The following is a 15,524-nucleotide window of genomic DNA, read 5'->3' on the forward strand; positions in this document are numbered from 1 at the left end:
CGCGGATAAACCCGCTCTCACAGGTTAAGCCAGCCTGTGGGATCGGGTTTATCCGCGAAGAAGCCTGCGCAAACCTATCGATCAGGCATAAAAAAACCCGCCAATTGGCGGGTTTTTTTGAAGCGCGAAAGAAGGATTAACCTTCGATGCGAACTTCTTCAGCCTGCATGCCTTTCTGGCCGCGGGTAGCGACGAAAGTAACAGCCTGGCCTTCTTTCAGGGTTTTGAAGCCGTCAGCCTGGATGGCCTTGAAGTGTACGAACAGGTCGTCACCCGACTGAGGGGTGATGAAGCCGTAGCCCTTCTCATCGTTGAACCACTTGACGGTACCGGATTGGCGGTTGGACATGGTATGTCTCCTTGGACAAAGTAGATTTCGGCACAGGAACACCCTGGCCGGGACTGAGTGCAAAGAGAGCGGAAAATTCAGCGATGGGCCGATAGGAATCGTGCATCAAACAGAGATTCTCGGTGTCACGTGCAGCACAGTGGCGCCACCTTAACCCACTTTCCCCGACCTGCCAATGGTCAATGACGGCTTTGTCGAAAATCGGATCGGCGGCGGCTGCAGCTCCCGTCCGGCGCGGGATTGCGGGATGGAACTTTGCCGCAGGCGCCGGGACCGGTAAGATGCGCGTCTCGTTTTTCACCTTGCACTTTCAGGACACTCCCGCCATGAGCATCAAATCGGACAAGTGGATTCGCCGCATGGCGCAGGAACACGGCATGATCGAACCGTTCGTCGAGCGCCAGGTGCGCGGCGGCGAAGACAGCCGGGTCATTTCCTTCGGCGTGTCCAGCTACGGCTATGACGTGCGCTGCGCCGATGAATTCAAGGTCTTCACCAACATCAACTCGGCCACCGTCGACCCGAAGAACTTCGACGCCGGCAGCTTCGTCGACGTCAAGAGCGACGTGTGCATCATCCCGCCGAACTCCTTCGCCCTGGCCCGTACCGTCGAGTACTTCCGCATCCCGCGCAATGTCCTGACCATCTGCCTGGGCAAGAGCACTTACGCGCGTTGCGGCATCATCGTCAACGTCACCCCGCTGGAGCCGGAGTGGGAGGGGCATGTGACCCTCGAGTTCTCCAACACCACCACCCTGCCCGCGAAAATCTATGCCAACGAAGGCGTGGCGCAGATGCTCTTCCTCGAATCCGATGAAGAATGCGAAGTCTCCTATAAGGATCGCGGCGGCAAATACCAAGGGCAGCGCGGCGTCACCCTGCCGCGCACCTGAGGCGACGAGCGCGGGGAATTCCTCGCCCGCCGGGCACTCCAATGGCTAGAACGATCCGGTGCGCATGACGCGCATCGGGCCTCGCCGGGAGCCGCCAATGAAACTTCACCCCGCAATCAGCGCGAAGCTGGCCGTCCTCCAGCCCAACCAGATCGGGCTACTGGCATGGTCACTGCTGGCGCATCCTTCAACGCCCGTACACGCCGGTGGCGTGCCCCATCAGCCCGACCCCGATACCCCGCAGCCCCCCGAGCCTGGCGAGTCACCGCCCATGGAGCCGGGAGAGCCGAGCCTGCCTGACGAGCCACCACCTTCGCCAGTGGCCTGACCGCCAGGCTGCACAACGGGCTTAGTTGGCCAGCAGATAACCGCTGCGACAGACCTGCTCGCCCGCAACATGGGCGATGACCATGCCAGCAGTGGCCATGCGCCTCACGCTGCGTGCGTAGAGGAGGCCGGGTTGTGTGTTGCGCACGGCGGTCACCCGGTCGCTCAACGGATCGATGACTTCAGCGATCAGCTCGCCCGCCTTCAGGTACTGGCCGGGTGTCGCGTGGAAGACCAGCAGGCCGCCCAGCGGCGCCATTACAGGCTCCACAGCGGCCAGCGGCGTTGCCGGATAGGCCAGTGGCGGCAGGGCGGGAGCCTCGCCTGAAATGACCCCTGCATGGGTCAGGAAATTGAGTATTCCTTGGCAATCCTGGGTCGCCAGGTCGTGGCTGACATCAGCCTGTCCGCGCAGCTCGACGGTCACCGAGAAGCTGCCTAGGGGGATGGGGAACTGCTTGCCGAAGCGCTGCTGCAATTGCCACCACACCAGGCTGAAGCATTCATCGAACGATTGGCCGCCGGAATCGGTGGCCAGCAGGCTGGCCTGCACCCCCAGATAACGGGCCAGCGGCTCGACCTGATCCCAGGCCTCCGGTGTGGTGTACAGATGCTCCACTGCCTCGAAATCGCAATGTAGGTCTAGAACCATATCGGCGTCGCACGCCAGGCGCTGCAAGGTCAGGCGTTGCGACTGCAGCGGAGTGCGCGCCGGATGCGCATCCAGGCCTCGGCGCAGGTACTCGCGGATCAGCGCCAGGTTGTGTGAGGGATCCTGCTTCAGATGCCCTTCGATCTGATCACCGATGCTGTCGGACAAGTCAACGAAGTTGCGGTTGAAGTTCTCGCCACTTTGCAGCTCGAAGCGTCCCAGGGGCGCGTCCAGCAGCACCTGCTCCAGGCCAACGGGGTTGGCCACCGGCACCAGGATGATCTCGCGTTGCAGCCGCCCATCCTGCTCCAGTTCCAGCAGACGTCGCTTCAGGTGCCAGGCCACCAGCATGCCTGGGAGCTCATCGGCATGCAGTGACGCCTGGATATATACCTTGCCACCGCCGCGGGGGCCGAAGTGGAAGCTATGAAGCTGGCGGGCAATGCCCGGGACGGGGGACAACAGGTCGTGGGTCGAATGGTGCATGGTGGTCCTGGCTGAAGTGGCGAATACGGTCTGCGATAACAGTCGGCAGAAAGATAGAAGCATAACTTCGGCCGTTGCGCCTACTGCCGAGCTTGGGCGGGCGTTTATCTTCAGCGTCGCACTGGCGACATCCCAGGCTCAGGTGAAGCCAACCGCGAGCGTCCGAAGGGGACGTCGCGGCGGATGGGAGGCAATGAGCGCGGGGGAGGGGCGCCGTCAGCGGCCAGGGACCAACGTGAGTCGCTGCGAGCCGTAGGCGCGGGAGAAGTTCTGCTGTTGCAGCGGCAGGCTCATGAAGCGCCCCTGGAACCAGGCATCCAGGCCATCGCTGTAATGCCGGCTCGCCGGGTTGCCGGACTGGCCGTTGCTGGTCAGCACCTGCAGCGGTTCGGCCTGGCCGAAATCGACGATCATGCGGGCCGACGCCGGCAGCTGGGTGTCGAAGCTCTTGCCCCAGGCATACGGTGTCAGTGCCAGTGTGCTGAAATCGCCGCCCGCAGCCATGGGGCTGCGGCTGATGGCATCCCCCAGGCCATGGTAGGCCGGTGCGGGCCAGCGGTACTGGTGCAGCTTGCCCCACTGCCAGGTGCGACGGTCGTTGCCCAGCTGAGCAATGCCGGTATCCACGGCCGCAGCCAGGCTGCGGGCGAGAATGGCGGGTTTGTCTTCTTTTTGCGGCGTGTTGCGGTCATCCCAGAACGGGCTGTCTTCGCGGCCCAGCAAGTGGTCGGCCTGGGCCGAGTAGGAAAGCTGCGCATTGCCGATGAACGCCTGCCAGGCTGGGCTGGACTCTGGACCCAGTTCATCGAGGAAGGTCTGACGTGCGACCTCCTGCAGGAACAACGCATACAACGCGGCATCGGCCGACACCGGGCTCAGACGGCCATCGAAGGCCTTGAGCCGGGTCAGGGTTTCACGGGCCTTGTCCCGCTGGGCGGCCGGCAAGGCGTCGATCGCCTGAGTGAGCGACTGGGCCATGCCCGGGGCGTCGAACATCTGCTTGAGTTTGTCCGCCAGCAGGGTGACCTGGTCGTTCTGCAGGGCCATCAGGCTGCGGCTGTCGTGGCGACCGTTGCCGGCCAGCTGGGCCAGGCGCTCGGCGCGCTCGGGGTAGTACCAGGTGTTGGATAGTTGCATACCGTAACCACGTGGCAGGCTGCGCTGGTTGGCATGGCCGACCCAGCCGGCGACCGGATCCTGGTCATACGGGTGAAGCATCGGGTCGGCATAGCCATCCCAGTCATATCGGCTGTCCCAGCCGGGGGAGGGCAGGAGACCCTGGCCTTCACGGCGGTTGGGGTAGCGGCCGCTGACTTGCCAGCCGATGTGCTGCGGCTCGGCGAAGACGAAGTTCAGGGCGGCGGCGCCGACTTCGCGGGTCGTGTCGAAGGCGCGCTCCACCGACGATGCGCGGGTCAGGTCGAACAGCGCGTCAAGGCTGCGATCGCCCTTGAGTTGCGGCAGGTTCAGGGCCAGGCCGAGGCTGGCATTGGCCGGTTGGCTGAGCAAGGTGCCGTGACGGGTGTCGTACATGACTTCACGCAGGGGACGTTGGCCGCGGACGAAGAAGGTTTCGCTGCGTGCACGGGCAGGCTGCCACTTGCCATCGGCCAGGTAGCTCACCTGATTGCCCTGGTGACGCAGTTGCTCCAGATACAGGTCCTGGTTGTCGGCCATCACCGCGCTGCTGCTCCAGGCCAGCTTGCCGTTGTAGCCGGCGAGGACGATGGGCAGGCCCGGCAGGGCGAGGCCGGCGACCTGATACTTGCCCGTGTGGATCTGCACCGGCGCGAGGGCCCAGGTAGCGCGGCTGTCGCTGGCCAGCAGGCTCTTGCCGCTGCGGCTGCGTTGCGGCGACAGCGCCAGGTTGGCTGAACCGGGGCTGCCCAGCAGGCCGAGGTCGGCGAGCTTCTGCCCGGCAGCCTCCAAGCGCTCGAGGCCAGGCAACTGGCTCGCCAGATTCAGGCCTTTGAGCTTGTCCAGTTCGGACTCGGCCAAGGGCTCGTCCGGGGCGCCTGGCAGCAGCCAGGCGAGCTTGTCGCTGCCCACTTTCTGCGCCAGGGTCAGGGCGGCGAGTTCTTCCTGCAGGTTCACCGACTGGCTGAAGGCATAGAGGCTGAAGATCAGCGCCGAATCCTCAGGCTTCCAGTACTCCGGGCGATAGCCACTGCGGGCCAGGTCGGCCGGCAGCTTGTCGCGGTAGCGGAACAGATAGGCGTTGACCCCGCGGGCATAGACTTCGAAGAAGCGCTTCAGGCGCGGCGAGGCATCGGCGTACAGCTGCCCGGCGCTTTGCTTGAGGTTGGCAGCGCGCATCAGGCGGTCGATGTCCAAGGCGTCCGGGCCGGCCAGCTCGGCCAGGCGCCCCTGGGCCAGCAGGCGCATGGCGACCATCTGCTCGATACGATCACCGGCCTGAACGTAGCCCAGGCTGAACAGCGCATCATGGAAGCTGCTGCTTTCGATCAGGGGCGCGCCCATGGCGTTGCGGCGCACCGAGACATTCTGCGCCAGGCCCTTGAGCGGCTGCATGCCGGTGGTCGGAGGCACGCTGTCCTGGTAGCCGCCCACCTGGCAGCCGGCAAGACCGAACATGCCGAGCACGACGGCAGCGGGGCCGAACCGAAGGCGGAAGGGAGGAAGGACGGGGGCGGCCATGACAAGGCTCCTGCAGGGCGTGGCGGGATTTGGAAAGGCGCTACGTTAGTGAGCGCGCGGTCGCCGTGCAAGGTACCTGGAGGCTTTATTTTCAGGGGGCTGCCCAGTGGTTGGCCGGGCCTGAAGTTTCAAGCTTCAAGTTAAAGCAGCTCGAGCGCGAGCCTGCTTTTCTTGTCGCTTGAAACTTGCCGCTTGCCGCAGGGTCAGGCCCCGTGGCACTTCTTGAATTTCTTTTGGCTACCGCAGGGGCACGGGTCGTTGCGACCAACGTCTTTCAGGGCGTTGCGCACCGGCTCTTGGTGGCCGTGGTTGCAGTGCGGGCCGTGTACGTGGCCGTGGTCGTGATCATGGTGATGGTCGTGACCGTGGTTGCAGTCTGGACCATGAACATGGGGTTGCTGGGTCATTGCAGGGTTACTCCGGTTGAAGATCGCCGGGGATTATCTCACCACTGCGCGACAAGTGCAGGTCCCGATGGATGATCAGCCCGGTGTGCAGGTCGGCCTGCAGGCGATAGTGCAAGGGCTGCTCGCGCTTGAGCATCTTGGCCAAGGGCTTGAGCTGTTGCCACAGGTTGGTGCGGGCCGTGATCTTGAAGGTGCGCTGGGCATGGCCGCCGACGCTGCGCCACAGGCTGGCTTCATCCTGCACCAGCAGCAGGTCGTTCAGGCGTACCGAGTAGTCCAGGCTGCGGATGAACAAGCGGCTGTCGTTGGGGTTCTCGACCCGCACGTGGAGGATGAATTCTTGTTGCAGCAACCGGGCCTTGACCGTCTCGACCCGGACCAAGTGCACCTGGGGTTCGCGCCAGTCGTCGCCTCCCCAGCTCGCACAGCCGGCCAGCAGCGTCAGCAGCAGTGACAGGGCGGACAGGCGGGCCAGGGTGATCATGGTCAGCTACCGATGTAACTGGCGCAGCATTTCTTGAATTTCTGGCCGCTGGCGCAGGGGCAAGGGTCGTTGCGCCCGGCCTTGAGCGCTACCGTTGGGTCGATGAAGTACCAACGCCCGCCGTGCTGGACGAATGCGGAACGCTCGTGGTGCTGGTGGTCGCCGTGCTGGTCATGCCAGCGTGCGGTGAAGCTGACGAAGGCATGCTCGGGTTGCCCGCCCAGTACCTCGGCCCGCTCGACCTCCAGGCCAAGCCAGGTGCTCTGGGCACTCCAGGTGGCGATAGCGGCGCGGTCCAGACCGGCCTGCTGGGCGGGCAGGGTGGTGTCCACCAGGTAGTCGATCAGGCCGAGCACGTAGGCGCAGTAGCGCGAGCGCATCAGCGTCTGGGCATCGGGCGCTGGGGTGCCAGCGTGGTAACGCCCGCAACAGGCATCGAGCAGGTTGCCACTGCCGCAGGGACAGACCGAAACACTCATTGAATCACCACCAGTACTTGCCGAAATTTTCAGGGTTTGCCCAGAACTTGGCATTGAGCCAGTCCGGGACCTGCTTGTAGTCATGTAGATCATAGGTGAACAGGCTCAATACCTGCTCGTCTCGCCGGAACTTCTCGCTGGCCGACAGCGCCAGGGCGAAGAAATCCGTGTCCTGCCAGCCGCAGGCCTGCAGGTCGGCCAGCACCGCGACGCGGCTGGCATTGAGGTTGCGGATGCCGCCTAGTAACTGAAGGCCGGTGCGCTTGGGCAGGTGCTCCAGGCAATCCACCAGTACCGCCAGGTCAAAGCGCTGGGCGGCGGCCGGTGCGGGCAATGGGCCCGGCGGGACGACTTCGATATGCACCTGCGGATGCGCCTGGGCGAAGGCGTCCAAGGCCGGGAAACGGGTGCCCACCAGCAACAAACGCGCAGGTGTGAAGCGCTCGAGCAGGGCTGCCAGGGCCTGCTGCGGGGTGCGCTGGGAGAAACTGTCGATCATTGCCAATCCTCGTTCAGGTCGTCCTAGCCTATCGGGCCAGGAGCGCTCGGCAAAGAGGCGTGGAGCCATATGTGGCTTATTGCTGGCAGAGAGGAAGCGAGCGGTCTTTACTCCGAAGGATCGGTCTTATGCCGATTCCCCCCTAGGAGATGCGACAAGATGAGCATAGTACGCACAGCGATACCCCTGGTCCTGCTCACCAGCGTGTTGACTGGTTGTGCAGGTTTGCAAAAAACCGACTGGCCGAAGTGTGCTGCCGTCGGGGGTGTAAGTGGCGCGGCCCTTGGCGCCATCGAGAGCTCCACCTGGGCTGGTTGGGGCGCGCTGCTTGGCGGTGGCCTGGCGGCGGGCTACTGCTGGGCCCATGGCGATGGCGACGAAGATGGCGATGGCGTGCCGGACAGCCGTGACAAGTGCCCGGGCACGCCGCGCGGTGTGCAGGTCGATGCCAACGGTTGCCCACCCGCACCGGCCCCGGTCGAGGAAGTGGTGGTACAGAAGGAAGAAGTCATCGTCATCCGCGACGTGCACTTCGAATTCGACTCCGCCCGCCTGACTGCTTCCGACAAGGAGCGACTCAATACCATCGCCACCCGCCTGAAGCAGGAAGCGCCCAGCGCTCGCCTGACCGTCACCGGGCATACCGACAGTGTGGGTTCCGATACCTACAACCAGAAGCTGTCCGAGCGTCGTGCCCACTCGGTCACCGACTACCTGGTCGAAAGCGGTGTGCCACGTAGCAGCTTCGTTGCGGTGGTAGGGGCCGGGGAGTCCCAGCCGGTCGCCGATAACGCGACTGCCGATGGCCGTGCCATGAACCGTCGCACCGAGATCAAGATCCAGCGCTGACGGCGTGCGCCCATGCCTTGAGCAGTGGCATGGGCGCGTCTTTACTCGGGTGACCGGTAGAGACCGGTGACACAGGAGCATTGATCATGGGTGTTGTCTCGAAGGCGGCGTTGCCGCTGGTGGTGGTTACAAGCCTGCTCGCCGGTTGTGCCACCCACAGCGATGGCAGCGCGCTCCTCAATCAAAGGACCTGGCCTCTGTGCAGCCTGTTAGGTGGGCTGGTCGGCGGTGGCCTGGGTGCCATTGAGAATTCCAGCTGGGCTGCCGGTGGTGGTGTGCTCGGCGCAATCGCTGGTGGCTTGATCTGTTATGCCCAGGATGGCGACGAGGATGGCGATGGCGTCTTTGACCGTCGCGACCGCTGCCCTGACACGCCGGCCGGTATGCCGGTCAATCACATGGGCTGCCCGTTGCCGCAGTATCCGACGACGCCCCCGGCAGGCGAAGCGCCGGTGCCTGAGGTCATCACCCTGGATGACCAGGGACAAGTACTGTTCGCCTTCGACTCGGCGCAGTTGACCGTCGAGGCCCAGCAACGCCTGCGCTCCTTGCTCCCCCAGCTCAGCGACCCACGCGTGGCCAGCATCAAGGTCATTGGCTTCACCGACAGCGTCGGTGCCGATGCCTACAACCAGGGGTTGTCCGAGCAGCGCGCCAGCAGCGTTGCGGAGTTTTTGATCGGTGAGGGGCTGGCAGCGGACAAGGTGACCAGCCAAGGCCGCGGGGAAAGCGAGCCAGTGGCCGACAACGACACGGAGGAAGGTCGGGCCCGTAACCGACGGGTAGAACTGCACCTGAATTGACACCTCTGGCGCCTACCCTGGCATAGGTTTACTGTTGGCTGCACGGCTCGCTTGCACGGGCCTTGCAGTCATAACAACAAATTCAGGGGGCGGGTATGAAGTTCATCCTGGGCCTGGGCAAGGCCCTGACGGTGGTGTTCTGGTGGGTGGTGCTGGTGAACCTGTTCATGCCGCAGCCGCTGCCGTTCAATCTGTTGCTCAATGCCGTGGGCATCTTTGTGCTGAGCCTGCACTGTCTGGAAGTGCTGTTCTTCAACGGCAGCCTGCGCGGGCGTAGCCACCGTTGGTTCGATCGACTGCAGATCTTGCTGACAGGCATTTTTCACGTCATGTCCATCCCCAAACCTCTGGAGACGCCACGCCATGCGTAAGTTGATGTTGTTGCTGGCGCTGAGCAGCCCCCTGGCCCAGGCCGAAAGCCTGGACGTCGCGGCCCATTCGGTGCTGCGCCTGCCGAACAAGGCAAGCAGCGTTCACCTGGAACACTTGCAGATTGCCGATTCGGCGACGCTGTTGCTGCCTGCGACGCTGACCGAGCTGAAGGTGGATCGTCTGGTGCTGGGACGCGATGCACGGATTGCGATTACACCCGCCGAGGCACCTTTGCGTATCGAAACCGGCATTGCCGTGCTCGGTGAAGGCAGCGAAATCAGTGCGCCAGGCGCTGCCGGGACCTATGAACGCGCGGCCCGACCAGGGCGAGACCTGGAACTCAGGCTGAACGGGGTGCAAGCGCAGCGCTTGTCGATCGATGCCCGAGGCGGTGCCGGTGCACCAGGCTATGTCGGGCTCGACGGGGCCAACGGCAAGGCTGGCGGTTGCACCTGGGGCCAGGCGAGTCGCGGTGCCAACGGCGATGACGGTGGCAACGGGCACGATGGCGCTTCCGGTGGACGCATTCGCCTGGCGGTGCCGGATGGATTCCCCGCAGAGCATATCCAGGTCCGGCTCGATGGCGGTGCACCGGGCAAACCGGGCGCGGCGGGCAAGGCTGGCCTGGGCGGCGCCAGCAAGGGATGTCTTGTTTATCGAACCGACGCCGGTGCGGATGGACGGCCAGGTGTGGAAGGGCAGCCTGGGTTGGCGGGAGCGGCTGGGGAGTTGGTCCTTCAGCGGTTATGAGTTGGTTTTTGGGGCGAAGCTGATTCGCCTTCGTCCCAAGTACCTCCATTCGGCGTGCTGATCAGGCCCCCGGGACGGCAGAGCAACTGTCAGCCATTCAACCTGGTGCCGCTGCGCGGCTTTCGCCTTGGGTACGCGGTAGTCCAGGCACCACCAATCGCGACCTCAGAAGGCCGAGTGGAGGTGTCTGTAGGGGCAGGGGCGCAGCGCCCTTCGGCGTGAGCCGAAGTCGCGAGATGGAGCAATGAAGAGGGTACCCCGCCACGGGCGGGGCGGATGTGGGAGCCCGCGGCTTTTGCCTACTTGTGCCCAATAGCAAAAGTAGATCGCCGTAAAGGCGAAAAGCGCCGGCAGCGCCACCACCATTAATAGATATTCACACAATCTGAAAGCCCAAGCCCAACCTCAAACCAAAACCCGCGAACTGGCCACCCCCACAACCACAATCCCCAACAGCAAATTGACCCCAACCATCCGACGAATCCGCCCAAGTACCCCAGCCCCCGCCGCCCAGTCCTCAGCCGCCACCGCCGCCCGCAGTTCCGGCAGCAAAAGCGCCTGAATCCGCATGAACAACGCAAACATGGCGACCCCACCCCCAATCATCACCTGGATATAGCGCGGCGCAGTCTCGAACCCATTGAAGCGCATGTGCACCATCCCAATACCGCTTATCGCCAGAATGACCATCGCCAGCCAGACCCATCGGAAAAAGCGTCGGAAAACTTCCACCCACAATTTCAGTCGAGCAGGCCCTTCGAGGGCTGAAACCGCCGCCGGCCGCAGTACCAGCCAGGCGAAGAACATCCCGCCGACCCAAACCAGGGCCGCAAGGACATGCAGTGTGTAGGGCAGGGCAAAGGCAAGCATCCGGATCTCCATGCGGCATAAAGGGCAATAGCGGGGTATGATAGCCGGCCCATGCGAAACACTGAAAATTTATCCAGCCCTCCGGGCGCCTGCAGACCATGATCAGCAACGAACTCAAAGCCACCATCCAGGGCGCCTATTCGCGTTTTCTCGAAGCCAAGAGCCTCAAGCCCCGCTACGGCCAGCGCCTGATGATTGCCGAAGTGGCCAAGGTGCTCGGCGACATCGCCTGTGACGATGAAGGTCGCCGTGCGGGCGAGCCCGCCGTGGTCGCGGTCGAGGCCGGTACCGGTACCGGCAAGACCGTTGCCTACAGCCTGGCCGCCATTCCTGCCGCCAAGGCCGCTGGCAAGCGGCTGGTGATCGCCACTGCAACCGTCGCCCTGCAAGAGCAGATCGTCTTCAAGGATCTGCCCGACCTGATGCGCAGCAGCGGGCTCAACTTCAGTTTCGCCCTGGCCAAGGGCCGTGGTCGCTACCTATGTCTGTCCAAGCTCGACATCCTGCTGCAGGAGGGCCATGCCCAATCGGCCACTGCGCAGTTGTTCGAGGAAGAAGGCTTTCGTATCGAGGTCGATGAAAAGAGCCAGAAGCTGTTCAACAGCATGATCGAGCGGCTCGCCGGCAATCGCTGGGATGGCGACCGCGACAGCTGGCCCGAGGCACTGGAAGATCAGGACTGGGCCCGTCTGACCACCGACCACAGTCAATGCACGGGGCGCCATTGCCCGAACTTCCAGCAGTGCGTGTTCTACAAAGCCCGCGAGGGCATGGGCAAGGTCGATGTGATTGTCACCAACCATGACATGGTCCTGGCCGACCTGGCCCTGGGCGGTGGCGCCGTGTTGCCCGATCCGCGCGACACCATGTATGTCTTCGACGAAGGCCATCACCTGCCGGACAAGGCCATTGGCCACTTCGCTCATTACTCGCGGCTGCGCTCGACCGCGGACTGGCTGGAGCAGACCGCCAAGAACCTCACCAAACTATTGGCCCAACATCCGTTGCCGGGGGATCTGGGCAAGTTGATCGAGCAGGTCCCGGAGCTGGCGCGGGAAGTCCGTACCCAGCAACAGTTCATGTTCACCCTGTGTGAACAGGTCGCGGACTTCCGTCCTGGCGAAGACATGGAAGGTCGGGAGCGCCCACGCTACCGTTTCGAAGGCGGCGTGGTGCCGGAGCAGATCCGCGAAGTCGGCATCGAGTTGAAGAAAGGCTTCGCCCGTCTCAATGACCTGTTCACCCGCTTGGCCGATTTGCTCAAGGAAGGCATGGATGGTGAGGTCAACATCGGTATCGCCAGTCACCAGGCCGAGGAATGGTATCCGCTGTTCGGCAGCCTGGTGACCCGCGCCCAGGGCAACTGGGATCTGTGGACCGCCTTTACCGCCGAAGACCCCGAAGACAGTCCGCCCATGGCCCGCTGGCTCACGCTCGCCGAAAGTGGCGCGCTGTTCGATATCGAGGTCAACGCCAGCCCCATCCTCGCCGCCGAAATGCTGCGTCGTAGTTTGTGGAATGTCGCGCACGGCGCTCTGGTGACCTCCGCGACCCTCACCGCCCTGGGCAAGTTCGATCGATTCCGCATGCGCTCGGGCCTGCCACGCGATGCGGTCACCTGTGTCGTGCCCAGCCCGTTCGTGCATGGCGATGCGGGATTGCTTCGGGTGCCTGACCTGGGGGCCGATCCCCGTGACGTGCCGGGGCACACGGCAGCGATCATTCGCGAGCTGCCTGGCATGCTCGAGGAGGCCCGTGGCGCGTTAGTGCTGTTCTCTTCACGCAAGCAGATGCAGGACGTGTTCGATGGCCTGGACCGGGACTGGCGCAAGCTGGTGCTCATCCAGGGCAACCTGTCCAAACAGGAAACCCTGAACAAGCACAAGGCACGCGTGGATGACGGCCAGCACAGTGTGCTGTTCGGCTTGGCGAGCTTTGCTGAAGGCGTCGACTTGCCCGGCGCTTATTGTGAGCACGTGGTCATCGCCAAGATCCCCTTTGCCGTGCCGGACGATCCGGTCGAAGCGGCCCTGGCCGAGTGGATCGAGGCCCGCGGTGGCAACCCGTTCATGGAAATCGCCGTCCCAGACGCTTCGCTGCGCCTGATCCAGGCCTGTGGGCGCCTGCTGCGCACCGAGCAGGACCGCGGCGTCATCACCCTGCTTGACCGACGCCTAGTCACCCAACGCTATGGCAAGGCTATCCTCAATGCGCTGCCGCCGTTCCGGCGGGAGATTTCCTGACGGTCGCGGCTTCGGCTGCGACCAGCTGTCCATTACCTGTCACGGGCCCTGGGTCCTGAAGGAGAGCTTCAACCCTATGATCCGCCGCACCCTGCCTGTCGTTCTCGCCCTGTTGTTCAGTTCGCCCTTGCTGGCCGGGCAACAGACGTTGTTCAGCTTCGTGCGTCCGGCAGCGGTGGTCAATGTGACCACAACCGATGCCCACATGCCGCAATACAACGCCGAGCAGACCAGCGAGGGCGAGGTGCTGCGGCGCGTGGTGTTCAACCCGGTGCAGCAGCCGACCTTGCGTCTGAGCCCGCAGAGCGGTGCCTGGGATTGGTCGACTGGCCAGGCCCTGACCCTGCGGTTGCAGAGTGCCATGGACTGGGCGTTGACCGTGGATGTGACGGTGCAGGGCAGCGACGGTCGTATCCTGAGCAGTCGTATCGATCTGCCGGCAGGCCCCGCGCAGACGGTGATGGTGCCTTTGCGTGCCCGTTCGCCACTGAGTCAGGGCATGCGTGCCGGGCCGCCCATGCCGTGGGTATATGAAGGGCAGCGTGTTCTGCTCGCCAGCAGTGCAGGGGAGGTGGACCTTGCACAGGTGGTTGGCGTCAGCTTGAGTATTCCCAATCCCAAGGTGGCCCAGAGCCTGCTGATCGAGAAGATCGGCATCCAGGACGATGACCAGGCGTTCACCGCCGCCTACGAAGGGCTGCTCGACGCCTATGGACAGTCCACCCGCGGGCGTTGGCCGGAAAAAATCACCACTGATGAGCAACTGAAGGCCGCCCAGGGACGTGAACAACAGCAGCTCAAGGGCTGGCTCGACGCCCGTGGCAAGCAACAGCTGGATGCTTATGGCGGTCTGGTAGCCGGGCCCGCATTCGAAGCCAAGGGGTTCTTCCGCACCGAGAAGCGCGATGGCCGTTGGTATCTGGTGACCCCGGACGGGCACGCGTTCTATTCCCTGGGTGTCAATGCCGTGGCCGCCGATGGCGGGCGCACCTACGTGGCGGGCCGCGAGAGCATGTTCAAGGCGTTGCCCGGCGAGGGTGAACCGCTGGCAGCTTTCTATGGGCAGGGCAACAACGACGATGGCAATGCCTCATCGCAGGGGCGCAACTTCAAGCAAGGCCGTTGGTTCGATTTCTACGCAGCCAACCTGCACCGCACCTATGGCGAGCCTTGCCCGGCAAGCCCGGCGGCGCCGTGTCCGCCGGCGACCCTGGATTCGGCGCGTTGGCAGATCCATACCCTGGACCGGCTCCAGGCGTGGGGCTTCAATACCCTGGGCAACTGGAGCGACCCGGCACTGGGACAGGCTCGGCGTATGCCCTACACCTTGCCATTGTCGATCGTCGGTGACTACACCAGCATCAGCACCGGCATGGACTGGTGGGGCCGTATGCCCGACCCGTTCGACCCGCGCTTTGCCATGGCGACCGAGCGTGCGGTCGCCATTGCCGCCCGGGATCACCGCGATGACCCTTGGCTGATCGGTTACTTCGCCGACAACGAGTTGGCCTGGGCCGCCCCCGGCGATGACCCCAAGGCTCGCTATGGCCTGGCTTACGGCACCTTGCGCCTGACCACCGATGTACCGGCCAAGCGAGCTTTCCTCAAGCAGTTGCGCGACAAATACCGCAACCAGCAAGGCCTGTCCAAGGCCTGGGGAATCGATCTGCAGGCCTGGGAATTGATGGAAGACCCAGGTTTCGAGGCGCCCTTGCCGAGTCCCGAGCATCCTGAGATCGAGCGCGACTACCAGTACTTCCAGCAGGTCTTTGCCGAGACCTACTTCAAGACCATCTCCGACGCGCTGAAATGGCATGCCCCCAATCACCTGCTGCTGGGCGGTCGCTATGCAGTGAGCACCCCGGAGGCGGTCAAGGCCTGCGCCGAGTTCTGCGACGTGCTCAGCTTCAACTTCTATACCCTCAAGCCCGAGGATGGCTATGACTTCGCCCGCCTGGCGGAGCTGGACAAACCCGTGCTGGTCTCGGAATTCCAGTTCGGTTCGCGTGATCGCGGTCCGTTCTGGCCAGGGCCGGTGGAGCTCCCTCGGGAGGAGGATCGCGGGCCGGCCTACGGCAATTTCCTCAAAGCGGCCTTGGCCCAGCCGATGATCGTCGGGGCGCATTGGTTCCAGTACCTCGATCAGCCGGCCAGCGGGCGCTTGCTCGACGGGGAAAACGGCCACCTTGGCCTGGTCGCTATTACCGATGTGCCGTATCCGGGGTTTGTAGAGGCGGTGCGCAAGAGCAACCAGCAGGCACTCGAGCACGTACGCAAAGACTTGGAGCGCCCTGCGCAGTGAGGGCAAAGGCGGCCGTTTGGCAATTCAAAGAATGCGTAGCGGCCTCGTGCCACCTATGACCATCCGGCCACATTCAGTTTGCAAATCGGCCAACTACTGGA

16 protein-coding genes are annotated in these 15,524 nt (G+C 63.8%); 8 read left to right on the forward strand and 8 right to left on the reverse strand.

Going from position 1 to position 15,524, the window contains the following annotated elements:
- Nucleotides 1-136: 136 nt before the first annotated feature.
- Nucleotides 137-349: a cold-shock protein gene (locus ACNFCH_RS01690; RefSeq protein WP_043213073.1), complete on the reverse strand. Its 213-nt coding sequence runs from the start codon at nucleotides 347-349 to the stop codon at nucleotides 137-139.
- 326 nt (nucleotides 350-675) lie between these two features.
- Here ACNFCH_RS01690 and dcd point away from each other — a divergent pair, with 326 nt between their 5' ends.
- Together dcd and ACNFCH_RS01700 are read left to right on the forward strand one after the other, a co-directional pair.
- Nucleotides 676-1,242: a dCTP deaminase gene (dcd, locus tag ACNFCH_RS01695; protein WP_043213075.1), complete on the forward strand. Its 567-nt coding sequence runs from the start codon at nucleotides 676-678 to the stop codon at nucleotides 1,240-1,242.
- A 97-nt stretch (nucleotides 1,243-1,339) separates the two neighbouring features.
- Complete coding sequence (locus tag ACNFCH_RS01700; RefSeq protein WP_416742133.1) at nucleotides 1,340-1,570, forward strand: hypothetical protein; 231 nt, start codon at nucleotides 1,340-1,342, stop codon at nucleotides 1,568-1,570.
- Between the two features lie 21 nt (nucleotides 1,571-1,591).
- On the opposite strand, the gene ACNFCH_RS01705 is transcribed toward ACNFCH_RS01700, so the two are convergent.
- The 6 genes from ACNFCH_RS01705 to ACNFCH_RS01730 all read right to left on the reverse strand — a co-directional run bounded on the left by ACNFCH_RS01705 (nucleotide 1,592) and on the right by ACNFCH_RS01730 (nucleotide 7,234).
- Complete coding sequence (locus ACNFCH_RS01705; protein ID WP_416742134.1) at nucleotides 1,592-2,707, reverse strand: succinylglutamate desuccinylase/aspartoacylase family protein; 1,116 nt, start codon at nucleotides 2,705-2,707, stop codon at nucleotides 1,592-1,594.
- 216 nt (nucleotides 2,708-2,923) lie between these two features.
- Entirely contained in the window at nucleotides 2,924-5,365 is a 2,442-nt protein-coding gene (locus ACNFCH_RS01710; RefSeq protein WP_416742135.1) for a penicillin acylase family protein, read from the reverse strand.
- Nucleotides 5,366-5,568: 203 nt separating this feature from the next.
- The gene (locus ACNFCH_RS01715) at nucleotides 5,569-5,772 is read right to left on the reverse strand and encodes an SEC-C metal-binding domain-containing protein (RefSeq protein WP_011532538.1); all 204 of its coding nucleotides are present in this window, start codon (nucleotides 5,770-5,772) and stop codon (nucleotides 5,569-5,571) included.
- Nucleotides 5,773-5,779: 7 nt separating this feature from the next.
- Nucleotides 5,780-6,256, reverse strand: a complete 477-nt coding sequence (locus ACNFCH_RS01720; protein WP_337157747.1) for an LEA type 2 family protein — start codon at nucleotides 6,254-6,256, stop codon at nucleotides 5,780-5,782.
- 2 nt (nucleotides 6,257-6,258) lie between these two features.
- Complete coding sequence (locus tag ACNFCH_RS01725; protein WP_416742136.1) at nucleotides 6,259-6,735, reverse strand: YchJ family protein; 477 nt, start codon at nucleotides 6,733-6,735, stop codon at nucleotides 6,259-6,261.
- A 4-nt stretch (nucleotides 6,736-6,739) separates the two neighbouring features.
- Nucleotides 6,740-7,234 carry a DUF6231 family protein gene (locus ACNFCH_RS01730; protein ID WP_337157745.1) on the reverse strand — a complete coding sequence of 165 codons (495 nt, stop codon included), beginning with the start codon at nucleotides 7,232-7,234 and terminating at the stop codon, nucleotides 6,740-6,742.
- Nucleotides 7,235-7,393: 159 nt separating this feature from the next.
- Here ACNFCH_RS01730 and ACNFCH_RS01735 point away from each other — a divergent pair, with 159 nt between their 5' ends.
- The 4 genes from ACNFCH_RS01735 to ACNFCH_RS01750 all read left to right on the forward strand — a co-directional run bounded on the left by ACNFCH_RS01735 (nucleotide 7,394) and on the right by ACNFCH_RS01750 (nucleotide 10,008).
- Nucleotides 7,394-8,083, forward strand: a complete 690-nt coding sequence (locus ACNFCH_RS01735) for an OmpA family protein (RefSeq protein WP_196164640.1) — start codon at nucleotides 7,394-7,396, stop codon at nucleotides 8,081-8,083.
- 86 nt (nucleotides 8,084-8,169) lie between these two features.
- A complete protein-coding gene (locus ACNFCH_RS01740; protein WP_416742137.1) occupies nucleotides 8,170-8,886 on the forward strand; it encodes an OmpA family protein in 717 nt (238 codons plus the stop codon).
- Between the two features lie 95 nt (nucleotides 8,887-8,981).
- The gene (locus ACNFCH_RS01745; RefSeq protein ID WP_337157743.1) at nucleotides 8,982-9,257 is read left to right on the forward strand and encodes a DUF1145 domain-containing protein; all 276 of its coding nucleotides are present in this window, start codon (nucleotides 8,982-8,984) and stop codon (nucleotides 9,255-9,257) included.
- On the forward strand, nucleotides 9,250-10,008 hold the full coding sequence (locus ACNFCH_RS01750; protein ID WP_416742138.1) for a collagen-like protein: 759 nt from the start codon (nucleotides 9,250-9,252) through the stop codon (nucleotides 10,006-10,008). The genes ACNFCH_RS01745 and ACNFCH_RS01750 overlap by 8 nt, the downstream gene beginning before the upstream one ends.
- Before the next feature lie 405 nt (nucleotides 10,009-10,413).
- On the opposite strand, the gene ACNFCH_RS01755 is transcribed toward ACNFCH_RS01750, so the two are convergent.
- Nucleotides 10,414-10,878: a CopD family protein gene (locus ACNFCH_RS01755; RefSeq protein ID WP_416742139.1), complete on the reverse strand. Its 465-nt coding sequence runs from the start codon at nucleotides 10,876-10,878 to the stop codon at nucleotides 10,414-10,416.
- A gap of 98 nt (nucleotides 10,879-10,976) precedes the next feature.
- Between ACNFCH_RS01755 and dinG the strand changes: the two genes are divergently transcribed.
- Together dinG and ACNFCH_RS01765 are read left to right on the forward strand one after the other, a co-directional pair.
- Entirely contained in the window at nucleotides 10,977-13,121 is a 2,145-nt protein-coding gene (gene dinG / locus ACNFCH_RS01760; protein ID WP_416742140.1) for an ATP-dependent DNA helicase DinG, read from the forward strand.
- Between the two features lie 76 nt (nucleotides 13,122-13,197).
- Nucleotides 13,198-15,423 (forward strand): beta-galactosidase, encoded by a 2,226-nt coding sequence (locus tag ACNFCH_RS01765; RefSeq protein WP_337157739.1) that lies wholly within the window; start codon nucleotides 13,198-13,200, stop codon nucleotides 15,421-15,423.
- Nucleotides 15,424-15,524: the final 101 nt, after the last annotated feature.

The organism is Pseudomonas sp. NY15354, assembly GCF_048068075.1.
GTDB lineage: Bacteria > Pseudomonadota > Gammaproteobacteria > Pseudomonadales > Pseudomonadaceae > Aquipseudomonas > Aquipseudomonas guariconensis_C.

Bases quoted from the DNA above. Each gene is read 5' to 3' on its own strand.
- ACNFCH_RS01690 (WP_043213073.1), bottom strand. From the start codon at position 349: ATGTCCAACCGCCAATCCGGTACCGTCAAGTGGTTCAACGATGAGAAG.
- dcd (WP_043213075.1), top strand. From the start codon at position 676: ATGAGCATCAAATCGGACAAGTGGATTCGCCGCATGGCGCAGGAACAC.
- ACNFCH_RS01700 (WP_416742133.1), top strand. From the start codon at position 1,340: ATGAAACTTCACCCCGCAATCAGCGCGAAGCTGGCCGTCCTCCAGCCC.
- ACNFCH_RS01705 (WP_416742134.1), bottom strand. From the start codon at position 2,707: ATGCACCATTCGACCCACGACCTGTTGTCCCCCGTCCCGGGCATTGCC.
- ACNFCH_RS01710 (WP_416742135.1), bottom strand. From the start codon at position 5,365: ATGGCCGCCCCCGTCCTTCCTCCCTTCCGCCTTCGGTTCGGCCCCGCT.
- ACNFCH_RS01715 (WP_011532538.1), bottom strand. From the start codon at position 5,772: ATGACCCAGCAACCCCATGTTCATGGTCCAGACTGCAACCACGGTCAC.
- ACNFCH_RS01720 (WP_337157747.1), bottom strand. From the start codon at position 6,256: ATGATCACCCTGGCCCGCCTGTCCGCCCTGTCACTGCTGCTGACGCTG.
- ACNFCH_RS01725 (WP_416742136.1), bottom strand. From the start codon at position 6,735: ATGAGTGTTTCGGTCTGTCCCTGCGGCAGTGGCAACCTGCTCGATGCC.
- ACNFCH_RS01730 (WP_337157745.1), bottom strand. From the start codon at position 7,234: ATGATCGACAGTTTCTCCCAGCGCACCCCGCAGCAGGCCCTGGCAGCC.
- ACNFCH_RS01735 (WP_196164640.1), top strand. From the start codon at position 7,394: ATGAGCATAGTACGCACAGCGATACCCCTGGTCCTGCTCACCAGCGTG.
- ACNFCH_RS01740 (WP_416742137.1), top strand. From the start codon at position 8,170: ATGGGTGTTGTCTCGAAGGCGGCGTTGCCGCTGGTGGTGGTTACAAGC.
- ACNFCH_RS01745 (WP_337157743.1), top strand. From the start codon at position 8,982: ATGAAGTTCATCCTGGGCCTGGGCAAGGCCCTGACGGTGGTGTTCTGG.
- ACNFCH_RS01750 (WP_416742138.1), top strand. From the start codon at position 9,250: ATGCGTAAGTTGATGTTGTTGCTGGCGCTGAGCAGCCCCCTGGCCCAG.
- ACNFCH_RS01755 (WP_416742139.1), bottom strand. From the start codon at position 10,878: ATGCTTGCCTTTGCCCTGCCCTACACACTGCATGTCCTTGCGGCCCTG.
- dinG (WP_416742140.1), top strand. From the start codon at position 10,977: ATGATCAGCAACGAACTCAAAGCCACCATCCAGGGCGCCTATTCGCGT.
- ACNFCH_RS01765 (WP_337157739.1), top strand. From the start codon at position 13,198: ATGATCCGCCGCACCCTGCCTGTCGTTCTCGCCCTGTTGTTCAGTTCG.